Annotated in this window: 19 protein-coding genes; 12 read left to right on the top strand and 7 right to left on the bottom strand. The window is 68.5% G+C overall.

Features of this window, described 5'->3' with window-relative positions:
* Nucleotides 1-885: ABC transporter substrate binding protein (locus tag VGF12_RS14370; protein WP_331176723.1), on the top strand; the 885-nt coding region annotated here is incomplete at its 5' end.
* The gene (locus VGF12_RS14365) at nt 882-3,230 is read left to right on the top strand and encodes a hybrid sensor histidine kinase/response regulator (protein ID WP_331176722.1); all 2,349 of its coding nucleotides are present in this window, start codon (nt 882-884) and stop codon (nt 3,228-3,230) included. The genes VGF12_RS14370 and VGF12_RS14365, both read left to right, overlap by 4 nt.
* Here the strand turns inward: VGF12_RS14365 and VGF12_RS14360 are convergent.
* Nucleotides 3,185-3,955 carry a response regulator transcription factor gene (locus tag VGF12_RS14360; protein ID WP_331176721.1) on the bottom strand — a complete coding sequence of 257 codons (771 nt, stop codon included), beginning with the start codon at nt 3,953-3,955 and terminating at the stop codon, nt 3,185-3,187. The two genes, VGF12_RS14365 and VGF12_RS14360, sit on opposite strands and share 46 nt — an antisense overlap.
* Before the next feature lie 255 nt (nt 3,956-4,210).
* Here VGF12_RS14360 and VGF12_RS14355 point away from each other — a divergent pair, with 255 nt between their 5' ends.
* The gene (locus VGF12_RS14355; RefSeq protein ID WP_331176720.1) at nt 4,211-4,846 is read left to right on the top strand and encodes a helix-turn-helix transcriptional regulator; all 636 of its coding nucleotides are present in this window, start codon (nt 4,211-4,213) and stop codon (nt 4,844-4,846) included.
* Nucleotides 4,847-4,865: 19 nt separating this feature from the next.
* Here the strand turns inward: VGF12_RS14355 and hslU are convergent, their stop codons facing one another.
* From hslU to VGF12_RS14330, 5 genes are all read right to left on the bottom strand, one after another.
* Nucleotides 4,866-6,179, bottom strand: coding sequence for an ATP-dependent protease ATPase subunit HslU (gene hslU / locus VGF12_RS14350; protein WP_331176719.1), 1,314 nt, complete (start codon nt 6,177-6,179; stop codon nt 4,866-4,868).
* On the bottom strand, nt 6,176-6,742 hold the full coding sequence (gene hslV, locus VGF12_RS14345) for an ATP-dependent protease subunit HslV (RefSeq protein ID WP_331176718.1): 567 nt from the start codon (nt 6,740-6,742) through the stop codon (nt 6,176-6,178). Before hslV ends, hslU begins: the two co-directional genes overlap by 4 nt.
* A gap of 43 nt (nt 6,743-6,785) precedes the next feature.
* Complete coding sequence (locus VGF12_RS14340) at nt 6,786-8,549, bottom strand: hypothetical protein (protein ID WP_331176717.1); 1,764 nt, start codon at nt 8,547-8,549, stop codon at nt 6,786-6,788.
* Nucleotides 8,550-8,563: 14 nt separating this feature from the next.
* On the bottom strand, nt 8,564-9,208 hold the full coding sequence (gene dksA, locus VGF12_RS14335) for an RNA polymerase-binding protein DksA (protein WP_414710093.1): 645 nt from the start codon (nt 9,206-9,208) through the stop codon (nt 8,564-8,566).
* A 156-nt stretch (nt 9,209-9,364) separates the two neighbouring features.
* Nucleotides 9,365-10,411, bottom strand: coding sequence for a GTP-binding protein (locus tag VGF12_RS14330; RefSeq protein ID WP_331176724.1), 1,047 nt, complete (start codon nt 10,409-10,411; stop codon nt 9,365-9,367).
* Between the two features lie 121 nt (nt 10,412-10,532).
* Here VGF12_RS14330 and VGF12_RS14325 point away from each other — a divergent pair, with 121 nt between their 5' ends.
* From VGF12_RS14325 to VGF12_RS14295, 7 genes are read left to right on the top strand one after another with little or no spacing between them, the layout of a single operon-like run.
* Nucleotides 10,533-11,414, top strand: coding sequence for an HlyC/CorC family transporter (locus tag VGF12_RS14325; RefSeq protein WP_331176715.1), 882 nt, complete (start codon nt 10,533-10,535; stop codon nt 11,412-11,414).
* Complete coding sequence (gene lnt / locus VGF12_RS14320; protein ID WP_331176714.1) at nt 11,411-12,862, top strand: apolipoprotein N-acyltransferase; 1,452 nt, start codon at nt 11,411-11,413, stop codon at nt 12,860-12,862. Before VGF12_RS14325 ends, lnt begins: the two co-directional genes overlap by 4 nt.
* A gap of 29 nt (nt 12,863-12,891) precedes the next feature.
* Nucleotides 12,892-13,821: a glycine--tRNA ligase subunit alpha gene (gene glyQ, locus VGF12_RS14315; RefSeq protein ID WP_331176713.1), complete on the top strand. Its 930-nt coding sequence runs from the start codon at nt 12,892-12,894 to the stop codon at nt 13,819-13,821.
* A complete protein-coding gene (gene glyS / locus VGF12_RS14310; RefSeq protein WP_331176712.1) occupies nt 13,821-15,953 on the top strand; it encodes a glycine--tRNA ligase subunit beta in 2,133 nt (710 codons plus the stop codon). The genes glyQ and glyS overlap by 1 nt, the downstream gene beginning before the upstream one ends.
* A gap of 7 nt (nt 15,954-15,960) precedes the next feature.
* Entirely contained in the window at nt 15,961-16,605 is a 645-nt protein-coding gene (gene gmhB, locus VGF12_RS14305) for a D-glycero-beta-D-manno-heptose 1,7-bisphosphate 7-phosphatase (RefSeq protein WP_331176711.1), read from the top strand.
* On the top strand, nt 16,605-17,399 hold the full coding sequence (locus tag VGF12_RS14300; RefSeq protein ID WP_331176710.1) for a lysophospholipid acyltransferase family protein: 795 nt from the start codon (nt 16,605-16,607) through the stop codon (nt 17,397-17,399). Before gmhB ends, VGF12_RS14300 begins: the two co-directional genes overlap by 1 nt.
* A 5-nt stretch (nt 17,400-17,404) precedes the next feature.
* Entirely contained in the window at nt 17,405-18,214 is an 810-nt protein-coding gene (locus tag VGF12_RS14295) for a SprT family zinc-dependent metalloprotease (RefSeq protein ID WP_331176709.1), read from the top strand.
* A gap of 213 nt (nt 18,215-18,427) precedes the next feature.
* On the opposite strand, the gene VGF12_RS14290 is transcribed toward VGF12_RS14295, so the two are convergent.
* Nucleotides 18,428-19,495, bottom strand: a complete 1,068-nt coding sequence (locus VGF12_RS14290; RefSeq protein WP_331176708.1) for an MBL fold metallo-hydrolase — start codon at nt 19,493-19,495, stop codon at nt 18,428-18,430.
* A 40-nt stretch (nt 19,496-19,535) separates the two neighbouring features.
* On the opposite strand from VGF12_RS14290, the gene VGF12_RS14285 reads away from it, so the two are divergent.
* Both VGF12_RS14285 and VGF12_RS14280 read left to right on the top strand, forming a co-directional pair.
* Nucleotides 19,536-19,946 (top strand): MerR family DNA-binding transcriptional regulator, encoded by a 411-nt coding sequence (locus VGF12_RS14285; protein WP_331176707.1) that lies wholly within the window; start codon nt 19,536-19,538, stop codon nt 19,944-19,946.
* A gap of 151 nt (nt 19,947-20,097) precedes the next feature.
* Nucleotides 20,098-20,384, top strand: a 287-nt coding sequence (locus VGF12_RS14280; RefSeq protein ID WP_331176706.1) for a hypothetical protein, incomplete at its 3' end; no start/stop codon positions are given.

The following is a 20,384-nucleotide window of genomic DNA, read 5'->3' as shown; positions in this document are numbered from 1 at the left end:
GCGCGCATCGTCTTTCTCGCCCGAGGCGAGGCCTCCCGCGACAGCTACTTCCAGCGCTTCACGGATGCCTTCCGAAGCCGCCACGCCCGCCTGCTGAGACAGGTGCAGGTGGTGGCCTTGAGCGTGCCTGACGACCCCGAGCTGATGGCCCGCGCCTTGAAGGACGAGGCGCGCAGCCACCCGGCCCTTTTCGTCGTGCAGAACGGCATCCAGGCCCAGGTCGCGCGCAAGGCCGCACCGGCGGTGCCGATGATCTTCTCCAGTCAGGCCAATCCGCTGCAGCTGGGAGTGGCGTCGGGCATGCTCAGTCGCCCCGAGCCCACCACGGGCCTCTGGGTCAACGACGAACTGGACGGCAAGCGGCTGGAGCTGCTGCTGGACGCCTACCCTGCGCTTCGCAACGTCGCGGTGCTGGGCAATGCCGAATGGCTGGACGGATTGAAGGAGCGGCTGGCGCAGATGCAGGCCCTTGCCGCGGAACGGGGGGCTCACCTCATCCTGCTGCAGGCGGAATCGGTCGACGCTGCGCTGGCGCTGGTCGATGCGCCGGGCGCAAGGGACATCCAGGCCTGGTGCCTCCCCCGCACGACACTCAGCCTTGACGGCAGCGTCGGCCGGCGCATCGCCGCCCAGGGCAAACCCGTCATGGCCGCCTATACGCCGGACGTCTATGAGATCGCCAACTTGTCCTACGCCCACGACCGGAGCTTCATCGGCCCGGCCATGGCGGACCTCGCGGCGCGCATCGTGCTGGGTGAGCCGGCGGGATCCATTCCCATCCAGGTGCCGCAGCGCTTTCAGCTGGCGGTGCGCATCGTGCCGGACCCGCGCATGCCGGCGGTCAACCCCGACGTCGTGCGGCGCGCCGACGTGGTCATCCGATGAGCGCGGACGGCAAGGACCGGCTCTCGCCGCTGACCCGGCGGTATGCGACGCGCCTGTGCGGGCTGACGCTGCTGCTTCTGCTGGTGTCGGGCATCGTGGAGATGGGCTTCAGCTACCGCGAGTCCATGGAGCACATCGAGAGACTCCAGACCGTGCAGGCCGACGCTGCGGCCCACGAGGTCAGCGCCTATCTCACGGACATCGAGGGCCGCCTTCGGGACGTGGCCAAGCTGCCCTGGGGCGAGCCAGACTTCGGCCCGGCCGAACGCCTGCAGGAGTTCTACCGGCTGATGCAGGCGGTGCCCGCCATCATCGAGGTGCGCGCGATGGACGACGTCGGCAGGGAGCAGTTGATGGTGTCCCGCAACGCCGCCGTGCGGCGCGGAGCCGGGCGCACGCTCATTGACGCCGAGGCCCTGAAGGCCTCGCCCGAGCAGCCTTTGCTGCGCGGCAGAACCTACTTCCGCGATGGCCACATGCCAACGACGCGGATCGCCGCCTACGACGGTCAGGGCGCCACGCTGGCCACGGTCGACCTCCGACTCCTGGGAGAGATCGTCACGAGGCTGCGGCCCGGCGACGAAGGCCATGCGTACATCGTCGACGACGCGGACACTTTGATCGCGCACTCGCGTGGCACCGAGGTGTTGGGCGGCGTGAACCTGTCGCACCTCGAGTCCATCGCGCGCGCCCGCCGGGCCGCAGACGAGCACATCCGGCTGGCGGGGCTGTCCACCCGCAACCCGCGCGGGCAGGCAGTGATCGTGACCGCCTCGCCCGTCGGCGAAACGGGCTGGCTGGTGTTCGTGGAGCAGCCGCGCAGCGAGGCGCTGTCGCCGGCCCTGGCCACGCTGGTCCGTACGCTGGCGCTGATGGGCATCGGCGGCATCGCCGCGTTGGTGCTGGGCATCGCGTTCGCACGCCGCATGGCCGCGCCGATCGTGTCGCTGCGGGACGCCACGGCGCGCATCGTGGCGGGCCAGCTCGACTCCGCACTGCCAGCCCGTCAGAAGACACACAAGCGCGACGAAGTCGAGGATCTGGCCAGCGACTTCAGCCAGATGACCCAGCGTCTGCGCGAGCTGTACGCCAGCCTGGAAGCTAAGGTGGCCGAACGCACCGCCCAGCTGTCCGAGGCGCGCGACGTGCTGGCGGCGCGGGCCGACGAGATCGCCTCGTTGAACCAGCAGCTGATGAACCAGCTCGACGAGCTCTCGCTGCGCAAGGACGAAGCCGAACGTGCCAACGCCGCCAAGACTCGCTTCCTCGCCGCCGCCAGCCACGACCTGCGCCAGCCCATGCACTCGATCAGCCTGTTGATCGGCGTTCTGCGCACGCGTCTGCTCGACCCCGCCCACATCGACCTCGCCGACAAGGTGCAGTCGGCCGTCACGACCATGGAGAACCTGTTCGGCAACCTGCTCGACATCTCCAAGCTCGATGCCGGGACCGTTCACCCCCACATCGAGGACGTGGACCTGGGCTGGCTGCTGGAGCGCGCAGCCCACACCTGGCTGCCACAAGCACAAGAGAAAGGCCTCAGCCTGCGCGTACGGCCCGGCCGCTGGATCGTGCGAGGTGACGCAACACTGTTGGAGCGCATCGTCGGCAACCTGCTCGCGAACGCGATCCGATACACCCGCAGCGGCGGCGTGCTGGTGGGGTGCCGGCGCCGCGGGGAGCACTGCGAGCTGCAGGTCTGGGACACCGGCCGGGGCATCGCGGAGCAGCACCGCGAGGCCATCTTCGAGGAGTTCTTCCGCATTGAAGCCCCTGGCACCGGGCAGGAGAAGGGACTGGGACTGGGCCTGTCCATCGTGCGGCGCTGCGCGCACATCCTGGGTTACACCATCGCCGTTCAGAGCCGTGAAGGTCGTGGCTCGGTGTTCCAGGTCAGGCTGCCTCTGGCGGCCGGGGCTGCCGTGCCGCACGGCGCCGGAAGCGTGTCGGAAGCGCCGCTGCAGGCGCTGGATGGCAACTTCATCGTCGTCGTGGACGATGAGGCCACCAACCGCGAAGCGGTGCGAGATGCGCTGCTGGCCGCCGGTTGCCACGTGGTGGTGGCCGCGAATGGCGATGACGCGCTGGTGCAGCTCGAAGCCCATCTGCGCACGCCCGACCTCATCTTGACCGACTTCCAGCTCGGCGCGTCCGGCAGCGGCCTGGATGTGATCCGGCGGCTGCGCGCCCACTATGACGAGGTGATCCCGGCGCTGGTCGTCACCGCAAACACGGACGCACGCCTGCTGGCCTTGGCCGCAGCGCTTGGCGCCGGCCTGCTGCACAAGCCCGTCGGGCTTCAGCGCCTGCTGCTCGCACTCAAGGAATCGTTGGACGCCGCCTGAACGGAGGGCGCGTCGTCGAAGCGCAGGCCGAGACGGCCCGCCGCGATGATGGCCTGCGTGCGCGTGGTGACGTTGAGGGCCCGCAGCACGGCCGAGGTGTGGGCCTTGACCGTGCTCAGGGACAGGTCGAGCTGGCGCCCGATCAGTTTGGCCGGTTTGCCTTGCAGCAGCAAGTGCAGCACCTCGGCCTGACGCGGCGTCAGGCCGAGGTCCGCGGGATGGCGCTGCGGCGAGCCGGCCGTCGATCCGGGCGCGGTCCATGCCGGGGCAGACGGCGTCGGCGCGACGGGAAGTGCCACCGCCGGCACGGCGGAAGCGGGGTTGCGCGCCGCGAGAAACACGCTGGGAGGCAGATAGATCCCCTTGGCCAGTATGAGCTGCAACGCGCCGATCATGACGGCCGAGGTGGAGCTCTTCGGGATGAAGCCCATCGCGCCGGCGTCCAGGGCCTCGACCACGGTGTCCTTGTCGTCGGCCGACGACATGACGACCACCGGCATCTCGGGATGGGCTTCGCGGAGGCGTCGCACGCCCTCCAGGCCCGAAGCGCCCGGCAGCCCGAGGTCGATGAGCACCAGATCGGCGGCGCCCCGCGCCTGGATCAGCGCGACGGCCTCCTCGCAACTGCCGGCCTCCCAGGTTTCCAACGGCTGGACGAGAGGCCGCAGGAGCAGGGCGATGCCCTCCCGGAACAAGGTGTGGTCGTCGACGAGGAGGACTCTCATGAGATGCAGGGGGTTCGAGCTGATGTTAGCGAGCAACGGGCGTGCAGCACCGGTGCCGGCATTGGGCTTTTGGATAGGCCGAAGTGGCAAGCCACAGCCACCGCCGCCCCCCGCATGGATGTCGGCGCCCGCCCCGGGTCCTGCCTCAAGTCGGCCCTCCGTACCGGACTTCCGGACGATGCGAGAACTGCGCGAGCCCACCAAACTTCTGAGCAAACGCCCGCTGTCATCGCCATTGCTCAGGGAGAGCCCATCATGCTGACCGCCGACCCAGCCCCTGCCGCGCGCATGCGTCCCCCGCCGGGCGGCACGGCCACCTGCCAGGTGCTGGCTGCGCTGCCCCAGCCCATGCTCGTCACGCGGCCGAACCGCAGACTGCTGTTCCGCAATCGCAGCGCAGACGGATTGCTGCGAGATCGGCGCGTCGAGGTGAGTTCGGAGCATCTGACGCAGATCGGCCAGCTCGACGCCACCCGGCTGGAGCCCCCGCTGCGGCTGGCGCAGTCGGGATCGACCTCCCATGTCGGCCTGTGGTTCAGGCCGCAGATCAGCACCGGCTGGCTGCACACCATGCCGCTGCCCGCCGATCTGGCCGCCAGCGCGGGCTGGCCCGAGGACGCGGTGCTGCTCGTCATCCATCTGGACCAGCCGGCGCTCACCCAGGCCGCCCGCATCGACGCCCTGGCCCGCCACAGCCGGCTGAGCGCCACGGAGCGCCATGTGCTGATGCTGCTGGGTGACGGCATGACCGTCGAATCCGCCGCCACGCACCTGGGCCTGTGCATCAGCACGCTGCGCAGCCATGTGCGCAACCTGCTCGGCAAGACACAGGCGCCGTCGCTGATGCAGCTGCTGCGCTGGACGGGCAGCGCGCAGGCACTGCCCCACTAGCCCGGCCTGCCGGCTTCGCCTAGAGGATGAAGCGGCTCAAGTCCTCATTGGCCGCCAGCGCGGCCAGCTTGGCGTCCACCGCCGCCGCGTCCAGCGCGACGGTCTGGCCCGAGTTGCGTGGCGCATCGAAGCTGATCTCGTCGAGCAGGCGCTCCATGACCGTCGCGAGCCGTCGCGCGCCGATGTTCTCCGTGCGTTCATTGACCTCAAAGGCGATCTGCGCGATGCGGCGGATCGCCTCGGGCCGCAGGTCCAGCGTGACGCCCTCGGTCGCGAGCAGGGCCTGGTACTGCTTGACGAGGCTGGCATGCGTGCTCGTCAGGATGGCCTCGAAGTCAGCGACGGACAGCGAGTCCAGCTCCACGCGGATCGGCAGGCGGCCCTGCAACTCGGGGATGAGGTCGCTGGGCTTGGCAAGGTGGAAAGCACCGCTGGCGATGAAGAGGATGTGATCGGTCTTCACGAGGCCGTACTTGGTGGACACGGTCGTGCCTTCCACCAGCGGCAGCAGGTCGCGCTGGACGCCCTGGCGTGACACCTCGGCGCCGCCGCTTTCCTGCCGCGACGCGACCTTGTCGATCTCGTCGATGAAGACGATGCCCATCTCCTGCGCATTGGCCAGCGCCGTCGCGCGGATCTCCTCCTCGTTGACGAGCTTGGCGGCCTCCTCGTCGACGAGCAGCTTCATCGCCTCGGCGATCTTGAGCTTGCGGGTCTTCTTCTGGTTGCCGCCGAACTGGCTGAACATGCCCTTGAGTTGCTCGGCCATGTCCTCCATGCCGGGCTGGTTGCCGAAGGGCGTCAGCACCTCCAGGCTGGGCTTGGGCGCGAGCAGATCGAGCTCGATGTCCTTGTCGTCCAGCTGGCCCTCACGCAGGCGTTTGCGAAAACTCTGGCGGGTCACGTTGTCGGCTTCAGAGCCTGGCAGCAGCACGTCGAGGACGCGCTCCTCCGCTGCATCCTCGGCACGCGTCTGGCAGCGCCGCATGGCCGCCTCGCGCTCCTGCTTGACGGCCACTTCGATGAGGTCGCGGATGATGGAGTCCACGTCCTTGCCGACGTATCCCACCTCGGTGAACTTGGTCGCCTCGACCTTGATGAAGGGCGCGCCGGCCAGCCGGGCCAGGCGGCGGGCGATCTCGGTCTTGCCCACGCCGGTGGGGCCGATCATCAGGATGTTCTTGGGCGTGATCTCGGCGCGCAGCTTCTCGTCGACCTGCTGGCGACGCCAGCGGTTGCGCATGGCGATGGCGACGGCGCGCTTGGCGGCGTTCTGACCGACGATGTGGCGGTCCAGCTCGGAAACGATCTCCTGGGGGGTCATGCTGCTCATTCCAGGACTTCCAAGGTGTGGTTCTGGTTCGTGTAGATGCAGATCTCGCCGGCGATCTCCAGCGAGCGCTTGACGATGTCCGCTGCACTCAGCTCGGTGTGCGCCAGCAGGGCTTTGGCCGCGGCCTGGGCATAGGGGCCGCCGGAGCCGATGGCGACGATGCCCTGTTCGGGCTCCAGCACGTCGCCATTGCCGGTGATGATGAGCGACGCGCTGCGGTCGGCCACCGCCAACATGGCCTCCAGGCGACGCAGCACGCGGTCGGTGCGCCAGTCGCGCGTCAGCTCGACCGCGGCGCGCACCAGGTGTCCCTGGTGCTTCTCCAGCTTGGCCTCGAAGCGCTCGAACAGCGTGAATGCGTCGGCCGTGGCGCCGGCGAAGCCGGCCAGCACCTGCTCGCGGTAGAGCTTGCGCACCTTGCGCGCGCTGGCCTTGACGACCGTGTTGCCCAGCGTCACCTGGCCGTCGCCGCCGATGGCGACCTGCCAGCCGGTGGGCGTCTGGCGGCGCACCGAGACGATGGTGGTGCCGTGATAGACGGCGGAGGAGGATTCAGAAGACATAGCCGTTCCAGTTGAGGCCCGGCCCGAGTTTCGCAAGGCCGGGTCAGTTGATTCGGACCTTCACCCTGGCATGCTCGTTGATCCCCATCGCGCCGAAGAACAGCGCGACGAGACGGTGGGCATCGGTGAAGACCACCGCTCGGTTCTCGCTGCGGCGTTGCAGCACCCAGTTCAACAGATCGCCTGCGGCCATGAAGTCCAGGCGGATCAGCTTGGTGCAGGAGATGTTGATGAGGCTGGCCTCGCCGACGTCCGCCGACAGGCCGCGCAGGTTGTCCGAGATGTCGCCGTTGAGCTGGCCCATCAACTCGAGCTGGGCCGCGGCACCGGCCGGGTCAGGCAGGCCGGTGTCCAGGAACGTGGACTGAGCCTCGCTCTGCATGGTGCTGGTGGCCGAACTGTTCGTCGACGCCCCTTCGCTGCCGATGCGCACGCGGCACTTGGCGCGCTCCCAGGACGGCGGCGAGACCTCATAGGTCACGCAGTAATCGATGGCGGCCTCGTCGAACTGGTCCGGCCGGTTGGCCAGGCGCAGCGCCTCGAGGCGCAGCATCCATAGCGCGGGGTCGGTGTCGCGTTCGCCGACCGGGGCCAGTTCCTTGAGCTGGTTCAGGAAGCGGTCCCCCGCCATCCAGCGCTGGTCGACCTGCTGCTGGGCCCAGGTGCGGAACAGCTGGCGCATCTGGATGGCCGCCTCGATCTCGACGGCGTCCAGCGCGCCCCAGTCGAAGACCCACGGCATGGGCAGCGTCTCGCAGCGCCTTTGCAGCACGGCCACGTCCTCTGCCGTCAGCAGGGCCGGAGCGGTCCAGCTGACCTGGCTGCCCTTGGCCATGGGCGAGCGGCCGGACTGGCGCGCCGATTCGGCCACCAGCTTGGGCATGGAGAACCACTGCGGTGCCGACAGCCCGAACTGCTGCGCGTACTCGACGGCAAGCGCCTCGAACTTGCCCTGGGCGCCGGTGGCGCGGTAGTGGTCGAACAGCACCAGCCAAGTCTCGCCGTGCAGATTGCGGCTGCCGCCGGGCCGCACGAGCTCGGTGAGCGCGCGTTCGCTGGTCTCGTAGTCGGCGTTGGCGAAGGCGATCACAGCCTCGTCCAGTTCCGGGTCGTGCACGACTTCCTGCACCTCGACGTCGGGCGTGGACTCGGCCAGCGTGAAGGACAAGGGCATGTCCAGCGGCGGCAGCTCGGGCAGGCGGCTGGGCGGCGAGTCGGACAGCGGCGGGATCGCCGCACCCATGGTCACGGCCGCGGGCGGCGTGGGCGCCTGCAGGCGCTCGACCTCGCGCGGTGTGGCGAACTCGCTCACGCGGCCGTTGGCCGAGTCGCTGGCAGGTGGCGTCGTGACGGTGGAGGAGAAGGCGACTGGCCGCGTGCTGGTCTCGAAGAAACCGGGCTGCTGCTTGGGTACGGCCTGCGTCGTCGCAAAGCTCTCTCCCACCATCTGCTGCTCGATCTCGTCGATCTTCGCCTTCACGCCGAGGTCCAGCTTGGAGCTCGCCTCGCTGATGCGCTCGTCGTCCCCCATCCTGGAAGGCGACGAGGCCAGGGCGGCCAGTTGCTCAGGCGTCAGGCCCTCGCGGCGGATGCGGCGCAGCATGTCGAGCTCGCGCTTTCGCACGAAGTCGTTGCGGCGCTTGCGCTCCACCATCGCGCGCAGCTCCGCCTTGGCGAGGTCGCCCTCGGGATCATCCTGGCGCGAATTGATCTCGGCCCAGTCCGTCGTGGGGTTGGCCACGAAGCGCGCGACCTTGCGGAAGAAGCTGTCGCCTTCCTTGGGGTCTGCAGGCTTGGAGTCGGACATGGGACGGCGGGAACTCAGTCCCCGAACATCTTCTGCTTGAGCTCGCGGCGCTGCTGCGCCTCGAGCGACAGCGTCGCGGTCGGACGGGCGATCAGGCGGCCGAGGCCGATGGGCTCGCCGGTCTCGTCGCAATAGCCGTATTCGCCGCTGTCCAGGCGGGCGATGGACTGCACGATCTTCTTCAGCAGCTTGCGCTCGCGATCACGGGTGCGCAGCTCCAGGGCGTGCTCTTCCTCGATGGTCGCGCGGTCGGCCGGGTCGGGGACGATGGTGGTGTCCTCGCGCAGATGCTCGGTGGTCTCGCCGGCGTTGGACAGCACCTCGCTCTTCAGGCCTTCCAGCTTGGTGCGGAAGAACTCGATCTGCTTGGCGTTCATGTACTCCGAGTCCGGCATGGCCAGGACTTCGTTGTCGCTCAGCTCGGCGCCGGACTTGCTCTTCCAGGCGTTGGCGAGCTTGGGGTCGCCCTTGGCCGCCACGCGCGGCGTTTCATCCGCCTGGTTCGCGCCGCGCGCAGGTGGTTTCGGCGGAGCGAATCTGTCGGCGAAGCGGTTCGCAGGCGCGGGCGCCTCCAACGTCGCGACGTCGGCGCCGGCATCGGTCTTCTTCACACCCTTGGTGGATGCGGCGGCGGTTTTAGAGGCCGGGGTCTTGCTCACTGTCTTCTCCTCGCTCAGGGCGTACATCGGCGCGGTGTCAGACCTTGATCTCACTGCCTTCCAGCCGGCGGCCCAATTTTGAGCGCGGCGGATTGTAGCCATGAGGATTCTTGCGTCCGTGCATCCCAAAAAGTTGGCCGCTGAGGGCCAGAAACATCACGCCAGGCAACCTTCCAAACCTTGCATCAGTATGTCCTTCGGCAAGTCGATGCCGATGAACACCATCTTGCTCTGCTTTTTCTCTCCCGGCATCCATTTCGGGCCGAGATCGGAGCCCATCATCTGGTGCACACCTTGGAAAATGACCTTCTTGTCCGTGCCTTTCATGTGTAGGACACCCTTGTATCTCAGCATCTTGGGGCCATAGACCTGCACGATAGCGCCCAGGAAGTCTTCCAGCTTGGCCGGGTTGAAAGCCTTGTCGGAGCGAAAGACGAAGCTTTTCACGTCATCGTCGTGACGGTGATGGTGCGGATGGTCGCAATGCTCGCCATGCTCATGGTCGTGATCATGGTGATGGTGGTGGTGATCGTGGTCGTCCGCCTTCAGGAAGTCGGGATCGATCTCCAGCTTGGCGTTCAGGTTGAAGCCCCGCAGGTCGAACACCTTGGACAGGGCGACCTCGCCGAAATGCGCCGTCTGGATGGGCGCGCGCGGATTCATGTGCTTGATGCGATGCACCAGGGCGTCGACGGCCGCCGGCTCGACGAGGTCACTCTTGCTGATGAAGATCTGATCGGCGAAGCCGACCTGCATGCGCGCTTCCTGGCGGGTGTCGAGCTGCGCCTCGGCATGCTTGGCGTCCACCAGCGTGAGGATGGAGTCCAGCAGATAGCTCTCGGCGATCTCGTCGTCCATGAAGAAGGTCTGGGCCACAGGGCCGGGGTCGGCCAGGCCGGTCGTCTCGATGACGACACGCTCGAAGTCCAGCTCGCCCTTGCGCCGCTTGGCGGCCAGGTCAGACAGCGTCGTGCGCAGATCCTCGCGGATGGTGCAGCAGACGCAGCCGTTGCTCATCTGGATGATCTGCTCGTTGGTGTCCGACACCAGGATGTCGGTGTCAATGTTCTCCTCGCCGAACTCGTTCTCGATGACGGCGATCTTCTGGCCGTGCGCCTCGGTCAGCACGCGCTTGAGCAGCGTGGTCTTGCCGGAGCCGAGGAAGCCCGTGAGGATGGTGGCGGGGATGAGGCCTTGGGGCATGGACATGATGGGGACCGTTTTTCGTCGAAGGCGGCAAATATGGGGGCAGAACACCCCGGCACAAGGTCTTGTCAAACCAATCGGCTATTCTGTCTCTTCCGCAATACCCTGACAGCTCCCCTTGAGCGAACCTCATTCAGGCCGGCCCCCAGTTCGCGGGGCCGCCAAACCACCGCCCGAGGCGCGCAGCCTGCTGGAGCGCATGCTGGAGTTCCTGCACCCCGGCCCCGACTCCAAGACCGAACTCATCGAAACCCTGGCCGATGCCGAGCAGCGCGAGCTGATCGAGCCCGAGTCGCGCCAGATGCTGGAAGGCGTGTTGCGCATGGCCGAGCTGTCGGCCGGGGACGCCATGGTGGCCGTGCCGCGCATGGACCTGCTGGACATCGATGCGCCTTACGACGAGTTGCTGGGCATCGTCATCGACAGCGGCCACTCGCGCTTCCCGGTCTTCGAGGGCCGGCGCGACAACATCATCGGCATCCTGCTGGCCAAGGACCTGCTGAAGATGCAGCGCTCCCCCGAGCTCAACATCCGCGCGTTGCTTCGGCCCACCGTCTTCGTGCCCGAAAGCAAAGGCCTGAACGAGCTGCTGCGCGACTTCCGTTCCAACCGCAACCACCTTGCCATCGTCATTGACGAATTCGGCAACACGGCCGGTCTCATCACCATCGAGGACGTGCTCGAGGAAATCGTCGGCGAGATCGAGGACGAGTTCGACGAGCAGAGCTCCGACACCGGCATCTACACGCTGGCAGACGGCAGCCAGCGCGTGGCCGGGGATGCCACCATCGCGGCCGTCAACGGCGCCTTCAACCTGGCGCTGCCGGACAACGATTTCGACACCATCGGCGGCCTGGTCGCCCACGAGCATGGCCGCGTGCCGCGCCGGGGCGAGGCCGTCGACGTGGCCGGCCTGCGCTTCACGGTGATGCTGACCCGAGGTGGCGCCGTGCGCTGGTTCAAGGTCACGCGCGCGCCCGAAGAAGAGACCGAGGCGTGACGGCCGTCCCGGCCCGGACGGCCGCCGCTGCCGCGCTGGCGGCCGGCCTGGTGCAGACCGCCTCCTTTGCGCCCACCGAAGCCTGGTGGGCACAGATCGCCGCGCTGGCGCTGCTGTTCGCCGTCGTGGCCCGCGCCACGCCCAGGATGGCAGCCGTCTGCGGCGCCCTCTTCGGCTGGAGCTGGCTGGCGTCCGGCCTGTGGTGGCTCTACATCAGCATGCACCAGTTCGGCGGCATCCCCTCGGTGGCCGCCGCGCTGGCCGTCGGCCTGCTCGCCGCCTTCCTGTGCGGCTACTACGCGCTGGCCCTGGGCCTCACGGCGCGCTGGATCGCGCCCGGCCGCACGCGGCTGCTTGCCTTCGTGCCGGCCTGGCTGCTGGCCGAACTGGCACGGGCGACCTGGTTCAGCGGCTTCCCGTGGATCGCTTCCGGCTACGCACACACGGTCGGCCCGCTGGCCGGCTGGGCACCATGGATCGGCGTCTACGGCATCACGGCGCTGGGCGCGCTGATGGCGGCCGGCCTCGTGCTGCTGCGCGACAAGGCCTGGAAGGTCGCTGCACCGGCTCTGCTGCTGCCGCTGGCTGGTGCGCTGCTGCCACAGGACTTCACGACGTCAACCGGCCACCTGGCGGTGTCGCTGGTGCAACCCAGCATCCCGCAGGACCAGAAATTCGACGCCGCCCGCTTCGCCGCCAACCTGGACACCCTGGCCCGCCTCGTCGAGGCGTCCAAGGGCCGTGTCGTCATCACGCCCGAATCCGTCGTGCCGCTGCCGCTGGCCGAGCTGGACCGCGCGACGCTCGAACGCCTGGCCCGCCCGGAGCGCCCCGTGCTGCTGGGGACATTCCTGGGCAACATGGACGAGGGCTTCGTGAACTCGGTCGTCGCGCTCGGCGCCGACTACCACTACGGAAAGCACCATCTGCTGCCCTTCGGCGAATTCATCCCGCCGGGCTTCGGCTGGTTCGTGCGCTCGATGAACATCCCGCTGGACGACCAGGCCCGCGGCGACCACCAGCGCTCCTGGAGCCTTGCCGGCCAGCGGCTGCGGCCGCTGATCTGCTACGAGGATCTGTTCGGCGAAGACTTCGTGCAAAGCGCCGTCGGACCGCAGGCCGCGACCGTCTTCGTCAACGTCAGCAACCTGGCCTGGTTCGGCACCCTCATGGTCCAGGACCAGCACCTGCAGTTCTCGCAGATGCGGGCCCTCGAATTCCAGCGCCCGGTCGTGCGCTCGACCAACACGGGCGCGACCGCCGCCATCGACCACCGGGGCCACGTCACGGCCCGCCTGCCCGCCTCGGAGCGCGGCGTGCTGGAGGCCGCCGTCGACGGCCGCAGCGGCAGCACGCCCTATGCCCGCTGGCTCGCGACGCTGGGCCTGTGGCCGCTCTGGGCAATCGCGCTGCTGGCCCTGATCGGACTGAGGAAGACGGCCCAATAGAATCGGCCACCCCCTTTCAGTCCCATCTCATGCTGACCTTCCAGCAAATCATCCTGACCCTGCAGGACTACTGGTCCAAGCAGGGCTGCGCGCTCCTCCAGCCCTACGACATGGAAGTCGGTGCCGGCACGAGCCACACCGCCACCTTCCTGCGCGCCCTCGGCCCCGAGCCCTGGAAGGCCGCCTACGTGCAGCCCAGCCGCCGCCCCAAGGACGGCCGCTATGGCGACAACCCGAATCGCTTGCAGCACTACTACCAGTACCAGGTGGTGCTCAAGCCCGCGCCGGCCAACATCCTGGAGCTGTATCTCGGCTCGTTGGAGGCGCTGGGCTTCGACCTCAAGAAGAACGACGTGCGCTTCGTCGAGGACGACTGGGAGAACCCGACGCTGGGCTGCTGGGGCCTGGGTTGGGAGGTCTGGCTGAACGGCATGGAAGTCACGCAGTTCACCTACTTCCAGCAGGTCGGCGGCATCGACTGCAAGCCGATCACCGGCGAGATCACCTACGGCCTGGAGCGCCTGGCCATGTATCTGCAGGGCAAGGAATCCGTCTACGACCTGGTGTTCACGGACGGGCTGACCTATGGCGACGTGTTCCACCAGAACGAGGTCGAGCAGTCGACCTACAACTTCGAGCACAGCGACGTGGAATTCCTGCTGGGCGCCTTTGCCGCGCATGAGGTGCAGAGCAAGAAGCTGATGGAGCACCAGCTCGCGCTGCCCGCCTACGAGCAACTGCTGAAGGCTGGCCACACCTTCAACCTGCTGGACGCCCGCGGCGCCATCTCCGTGACCGAACGTGCCGCCTACATCGGCCGCATCCGCAACCTGGCCCGCGCCGTCGCGCAGAGCTACGTCGACAGCCGCGCGCGCCTCGGATTCCCGATGGCGCCCAAGGCCTGGGCCGACGAGGTCGTCGCCCAGATCGAACTGAAGAACAAGAAGGCGGCCGCGTGATGACGAACCTGCTCGTTGAACTGTTTGTCGAAGAGCTGCCGCCCAAGGCGCTGAAAAAACTGGGCGAGTCCTTCGCTGGCGTGCTGGCCGACAGCCTCAAGGCCCAGGGCCTCGCGGCCGCAGATGCAGCCGTCACCTCGTTCGCGTCGCCGCGCCGCCTGGGCGTGCATGTCGCCGGCGTCGCGGCCAAGGCCGCCGACAAGGCGGTGCAGCAGAAGCTGATGCCCGTCGCCGTCGCCCTGACGGCCGATGGCCAGGCCACGCCCGCGCTGCTGAAGAAGCTGGCAGCGGTCGGCGCCGGCCCCGAGGTGGTCCCGCAGCTGAAGCGCCTGCCCGACGGCAAGGCCGACGCGTTGTTCTGGGACAGCGTGCAGCCCGGCGCCACCCTGGCGCAAGGCCTGCAGAGGGCCCTGGACGAGGCGTTGGCCCGGCTCCCCATTCCCAAGGTCATGACCTACCAGCTCGCCGATGGCTGGACCGACGTGAAGTTCGTGCGGCCCGCACACGGCCTGATCGCGCTGCATGGCCGCGAAGTCGTGCCGGTCCAGGCCCTGGGCCTGACATCCGGCCGGACGACGCAAGGCCACCGCTTCGAGGCGTCCCAGCCCACCGTCAGCGTCGAATCCGCCGACAGCTACGCGACGCAGCTGTACGAGCAGGGCGCCGTCATCGCCGGCTTCGTCGAGCGCCGCGCCGAGATCTCTCGCCAGCTCAAGGGCGCCGCTGATGCGCTCAGCCTGACGCCCATCGACGATGAGGCGCTGCTGGACGAAGTGACTGCGCTGGTCGAGCGCCCCAACGTGCTGACCTGCGCGTTCGAGCCCGAGTTCCTGGCAGTGCCCCAGGAGTGCCTCATCCTGACGATGAAGGCCAACCAGAAGTACTTCCCGCTGCTGGATGCCGCCGGCAAGCTGACGCGCCACTTCCTGGTCGTCAGCAACATCGCGCCTGCCGATGCGACTGCGGTGACCGGCGGCAACGAGCGCGTCGTGCGCCCGCGCCTGGCCGACGCCAAGTTCTTCTTCGATCAGGACCGCAAGAAGAAGCTGGAAGACCGTCTTCCCGGACTGGCCAAAGTCGTCTACCACGGCAAGCTGGGCTCTCAGGGCGAGCGCGCCGAGCGCGTCACCGCGATCGCGCACGCCATCGTCAACCAGCTCAGCATGGCGACGTTGCCGTACACCGTCGAGGCCGATGACGAGTTCAAGGTGCTGGACAGCAAGGTCAAGCAGGCCGCCACGCTGGCCAAGTGCGACCTGCTGACCGACATGGTCGGCGAGTTTCCCGAGCTGCAAGGCATCATGGGCGGCTATTACGCCCGTCACGAGGGCCTTCGCGACGGCGTCGCCATCGCCATCGAGGACCACTACAAGCCGCGCTTCGCCGGCGATGCGCTGCCGCGCAACCACACCGGCACCGTCGTGGCCCTTGCCGACAAGCTGGAGACCCTGGTGGGCCTGTTCGGCATCGGCCAGCTGCCCACCGGCGACAAGGACCCGTTCGCGTTGCGCCGCCATGCGCTGGGCGTCATTCGCATCCTGGTCGAGAAGAACCTGCCGCTCGACCTGCCGGCGCTGATCGATGCGGCCGTGCCGCCGTTCGGCGAACTGATCGAGAACCCGCGGGAGGCGCTGCTCTCCTTCTTCGCCGACCGCCTGGCCGTGTCGCTGCGCGACCAGGGCTACAGCGCCCAGGAAGTCGACGCCGTGCTGGCGCTGCAACCCGCCCGCCTGGGCGACGTGCCCAAGCGCCTGGAGGCCGTGCGCGCCTTTGCCGCACTGGCCGAGGCGGCCTCGCTGGCCGCGGCCAACAAGCGCGTCGGCAACATCCTGAAGAAGGTTGAGGGCGAGTTGCCCACCGAGGTCAAGCCCGAGCTGCTGCAAGAAGCCGCCGAGCAGGCGCTTGCGAAGGCCATTGAAGACGCGCAGCCGCAGGCCGACACGCTGTTCGAGCAGCATGACTACACTGGATCGCTGAAGGCCCTGGCCGCGCTGAAAGGGCCGGTCGACGCCTTCTTCGACGACGTGATGGTCAATGCCGAGGATCCCGCCCTGCGTGCCAACCGCCTCGCGCTGCTGGGTCGGCTGCACGGCGCCATGAACCGGGTCGCAGACCTGTCGCGCCTTGCCTAAGCCTGCGATGCGCGCCGACCACGCCCACGGCATGAAGCTCGTCATCCTTGGCCGCGACGGCACGATCAACCGCTACCGCGACGACCACGTCAAGGCCCCCGAGGAGCTCGACCCCCTGCCCGGCGCGCTGGAGGCGGTGGCCCGCCTGAACCACAGCGGCTGGCACACCGTGCTGGCCACCAACCAGGCCGGCATCGGCCGCGGCCTGCTGGACATGGCCTCGCTGAACGCCGTGCACCTGCGCCTGAACCAGTTGCTCGCCGAGAAGGGCGGTCGCCTGGACGCGGCCTTCTTCTGCCCCCACACGCCCGAAGAAGGCTGTGACTGCCGCAAGCCGCTGCCGGGACTCATCCAGCAGATCGGCCAGCGCTTCGACGTCGAGCTGCCCGACGTGCACATGGTCGGCGCCTCGCTGACCGATCTGCTGACGGCGCAGAACGCAGGCTGCATTCCTCACTTGGTGTTGACCGGCCCCTTCGGCAGCCTGAGCCCCGAGGAACTCGCCAAGCTGCTCGTGCAGGTGCCCCGGGCCCGCGTGCACGACGACCTGATGAGCTTTGCCGAGACCATCATCCAGGAAGAACGCCGCCGTCTCGCCGAGCAGCGCGGCCAGGCCCTGACCCCCGATACCCAGGCCGGAGACCTGAACTGATGTCCACCGTGCTGAGCGCCATCCGCTCGCTGATCTTCGTCATCGTCCTCATCGTGACGGTCATTCCCTGGGCCCTGGGCGTGCTGTTGCTGTCCATCTTCCGCCGCGGCGACCCGGTCTACTGGGCCTGCGCCGGCTGGCTGAAGGTCGCCATCTGGAGCGCCCGTTTCATCTGCGGCGTGCGCTGGCGCATCCATGGCATGGACAACCTCCCGCCGGCCGAGGACCGCCGTGCCGGCGTCGTGCTGCTGTCCAAGCACCAGAGCACTTGGGAGACCTTCGCCTACCCGGCCCTGCTCAGTCACCCGCTGGCCTATGTGTTCAAGCGCGAACTGCTCTACGTGCCCTTCTTCGGCTGGGCCATGGCGCGCATGGACATGATCCACATCGACCGCGGGCGTCGCACCGAGGCGTGGAACAAGGTGCTGACGCAAGGCAAGCGCCTGGGCGGCCAGGGAAACTGGGTCATCATGTTCCCCGAGGGCACGCGCATCCCGCGCGGTCAGGCCGGCGACTACAAGACCGGCGGCACCCGACTGGCCATCGAAGCCGGCCTGCCCGTCGTGCCCATCGCCGCGACAGCCGCGCGCTGCTGGCCCCGCAAGAGCTTCCTGCTGAGGCCCGGCGTCGTCGACATCTCCATCGGCCGGCAGATCCGCCCCGAGGGCCGCCAACCGGCCGAGCTGATGGAGGAGGTGAAGGACTGGATCGAGAGCGAGATGCGCCGCCTCGATCCGGAGGCCTACCAGAACCCTCAGCCCGCCGGCGTCGCCGGCACTGCCAACCAGCACTGAGCCCCATGCCTGCCAAGCGTCCGGCCCCACTCCTGCAGGACAGCCAGCTGTCGCTGTTCGACGTGGCACCGGAGATCACGCCCGCGGAGCCCGGCGCGCCGCGCTCGCGGCGCGAGCTGTGGTTGGGCCAGCACCGCATCGGCTACGAGCTCAAGCGGGCGCGTCGGCGCAGCATCGGCTTCGTCGTCGGCCCTCAGGGCCTGCGCGTGAGTGCGCCGCGCTGGGTGCCCATCAACGAGATCGAGCGCGCCCTGCACCACAAGGGCGAGTGGATCCTGCGCAAGCTCGTCGAGCAGCGCGAGCGCCAGCATCGCATCCAGGCCTCGCGCATCGAGTGGCTGGATGGCGGCAGCCTTCCCTATCTGGGCGCGCCGCTGACGCTGGTGCTGGCCGCCGCCGAACGCGAGGTGGTGTGGGACGCGGCCACGCGCCAGTTGCGCCTGCCGCTGCCCCCGGGCGCGTCGGCCGAGCAGATCCGCGACCTGAGCCAGTCCTGGCTGCAGGCGCGTGCGCGCGAGGACTTTCTGCCGCGCTGCCACCGTTTCGCCGGACTGCTAGGCGTGACGATGAAGACCCTGCGTCTGTCGTCGGCCCAGACCCGCTGGGGCAGCGCCAGCGCCGACGGCTCCATCCGGCTGAACTGGCGACTCATCCACTTCGCGCCGGCCATCATCGATTACGTCGTCGCCCATGAGCTGGCTCACCTGCGCGAGATGAACCACAGCCCGGCCTTCTGGGACACGGTGCGCTCGGTGCTGCCCGACTTCGAGCGCTCGCGAGAAGCGCTGCGCGAGGAATCCATCGTCGTGCAGTGAGCCGCGGCCGCGCGTCGCGCCACGGCCTGCTTGTGAATATTCCCGCAGCGCTGTCACCCCGGAGCCTTCACATTCAGCAACACTCCGGGCGACGCTGTCACCACAGGTACCAAGGGCCGGCCCTGCCGGAACGAGCCAGAGGGAGAAGAAGGTACCGGGCAGAAACGCCGCCACCGGATTTGCCGGGGCGGCGTTTCACTTTGTGCCGCGCGGTCAGGCCGGCGAGAAGCGGTAGACACCGTCGGCGCCCAGCTCGCGCCTGAGATCGCCTTGCAGCCACAGCGCGTTCAGATGCGCGATCGCCTCGCCCATGGCAAAGGTGGTCTGGTGCAGGTCCAGCTTGCGCTTGAACAGCACGGACAGCAGGCCCGCCGCATGTGTGGGCGCGGCGGCGCAGGCGGCCACCACTTCGGCCAGGCGCTCGTCGTGGTGCTCGCGCAGCTGGTCGATGCGCTGGTGCAGGCCGGTGAAGGGCTTGCCGTGCGAGGGCAGCACCAGCGTGTCGGCCGGCAGCGCCAGATAGCGGGCCAGCGAGTTCAGGTACAGCGTCAGCGGATCGGCCTCAGGCTCGACGTCGACCACCGACACGTTCGTCGAGATGCGCGGCAGCACCATGTCGCCGCTGATCAGCAGTGGCGCGCCCTGCGCGTCGCCGCAGAACAGGCTGATGTGCTCGGGCGCATGGCCGTAGCCGGCGATGCAGTGCCAGAGGTGCCCGCCGATCTCGATCTCAGTGCCGTCCATCAGCCGCCGGAAGCTGGCCGGCACCACGGGGACCATCTTGGGGTAGTAGTCGGCGCGGGCGCGGATCTTGTCAAGCGCCTCCGGATCGGTCAGCCCGTGGCTGCCGAAAAAGGCCGCGGCCGACGCGCCCCCCATGCCCACCGTCGAGCTGCTGGCCAGGCGCGCGAGGTTGAAGTCGGTCGCGCTCATCCAGAGCCGGCAGCCCCATTTCTCGGTCAGCCAATGGGCCAGCCCAAGATGATCGGGGTGGAAATGCGTCGCGATGACGCGCAGCACCGGCAGGCCGTCCAGGCGCTCCGCGAATACCTTCTCCCAGTTCGCCCGCGTGTCGTCGCTGGCGATGCCGCAGTCGACGATGGTCCAGCCCTCGCGGCCGTCCTGACGGTCTCGCAGCAGCCAGAGATTGATGTGGTCCAGCGCAAAAGGCAGGCCCATGCGCACCCAGCGCACGCCGGGCGCGAGGTCCAGGGCCTCGCCGGGCTGGGGCAGGGTTTCGCCCAGGGGATAGTGAAGTTCGGATTCGCGTGCGTTGGCCATGAGCGACTTAGACTGACGTTTACGTCAATCGAGTGTAGCCATGCCTCCCCGCCGCCCTGTCACCGCCGCGACCGAACCCCCACAGCCCACCTACACGATCACCGAACTCGCCGCCGAGTTCGATATCACGCCCCGTGCCATCCGCTTCTATGAGGACATGGGCCTGCTCGAACCCGGCCGCAAGGGCCGCAACCGCGTCTACACACCGCGCGACCGCACGCGGCTCAAGCTGACCCTGCGCGGCAAGCGCCTGGGGCTGGCGCTGCAGGAGATCAAGCAGCTCGTCGACATGTACGACAGCCAGGCCAGCGCAGCACCGCAGCTGCGTGCCTTCCTGGCCATCCTGGCCCAGCATCGCGACCAGCTCGAGCAGCAGCGCCACGACATCGAGGTCACGCTGGCCGAGATCCAGCAGCACGAGCGGCGCTGCCGGGCCTTGCTGGCCGCCTGAACGTGACGGTTTACGTGACGGTTTGCCGGGAGTGCCCTAATTTCTGTTTCGAGCGGGGCAAACCCCGCTGACGCCCGCCCCAGGCCTGACTAGAGTCCGCCGCTCGACCGGGTGCCCCCGCCCCGGCTCGGACTGTCTTTGTGGAGCTGTCATGACGCCTGGCCCGCGGCCCGCCCTGGTACTCGCCCTGCCCGCCATTGCGGGCGCCCTGCTGATGCTGGCCGAGCCCGCCGGCGCCCAACAAGAAGCCCCCAAGACCGACGGCATGGAGCGCGCGCAGAAGGCCGCCGACGCGGTCTTCCACTGGATCAAGCTGCACGCCGACAAGCCCGCCCCCCGGTCGCAACCGGCCCCCGCGCCGGCCCCCGCGCCCAAGAAGCCCGCGCCCGTGGCCGCCGCGCCGAGGCCGGCGCCCGCCCCGGTCCCCGCCGCCTCGTC

It is taken from the genome of Roseateles sp. (genome assembly GCF_036404855.1).
Lineage (GTDB): Bacteria > Pseudomonadota > Gammaproteobacteria > Burkholderiales > Burkholderiaceae_C > Pelomonas.
This window is presented reverse-complemented; position numbering and strand designations above follow the sequence as displayed.

What these genes read in the sequence shown, in the direction of transcription:
- VGF12_RS14285 (WP_331176707.1), top strand. Translation starts at nt 19,536, where the DNA reads ATGCCTCCCCGCCGCCCTGTCACCGCCGCGACCGAACCCCCACAGCCC.
- VGF12_RS14360 (WP_331176721.1), bottom strand. Translation starts at nt 3,955, where the DNA reads ATGAGAGTCCTCCTCGTCGACGACCACACCTTGTTCCGGGAGGGCATC.
- VGF12_RS14365 (WP_331176722.1), top strand. Translation starts at nt 882, where the DNA reads ATGAGCGCGGACGGCAAGGACCGGCTCTCGCCGCTGACCCGGCGGTAT.
- hslV (WP_331176718.1), bottom strand. Translation starts at nt 6,742, where the DNA reads ATGTCTTCTGAATCCTCCTCCGCCGTCTATCACGGCACCACCATCGTC.
- glyQ (WP_331176713.1), top strand. Translation starts at nt 12,892, where the DNA reads ATGCTGACCTTCCAGCAAATCATCCTGACCCTGCAGGACTACTGGTCC.
- glyS (WP_331176712.1), top strand. Translation starts at nt 13,821, where the DNA reads ATGACGAACCTGCTCGTTGAACTGTTTGTCGAAGAGCTGCCGCCCAAG.
- VGF12_RS14355 (WP_331176720.1), top strand. Translation starts at nt 4,211, where the DNA reads ATGCTGACCGCCGACCCAGCCCCTGCCGCGCGCATGCGTCCCCCGCCG.
- VGF12_RS14300 (WP_331176710.1), top strand. Translation starts at nt 16,605, where the DNA reads ATGTCCACCGTGCTGAGCGCCATCCGCTCGCTGATCTTCGTCATCGTC.
- gmhB (WP_331176711.1), top strand. Translation starts at nt 15,961, where the DNA reads ATGCGCGCCGACCACGCCCACGGCATGAAGCTCGTCATCCTTGGCCGC.
- VGF12_RS14290 (WP_331176708.1), bottom strand. Translation starts at nt 19,495, where the DNA reads ATGGCCAACGCACGCGAATCCGAACTTCACTATCCCCTGGGCGAAACC.
- VGF12_RS14330 (WP_331176724.1), bottom strand. Translation starts at nt 10,411, where the DNA reads ATGCCCCAAGGCCTCATCCCCGCCACCATCCTCACGGGCTTCCTCGGC.
- hslU (WP_331176719.1), bottom strand. Translation starts at nt 6,179, where the DNA reads ATGAGCAGCATGACCCCCCAGGAGATCGTTTCCGAGCTGGACCGCCAC.
- VGF12_RS14295 (WP_331176709.1), top strand. Translation starts at nt 17,405, where the DNA reads ATGCCTGCCAAGCGTCCGGCCCCACTCCTGCAGGACAGCCAGCTGTCG.
- VGF12_RS14340 (WP_331176717.1), bottom strand. Translation starts at nt 8,549, where the DNA reads ATGTCCGACTCCAAGCCTGCAGACCCCAAGGAAGGCGACAGCTTCTTC.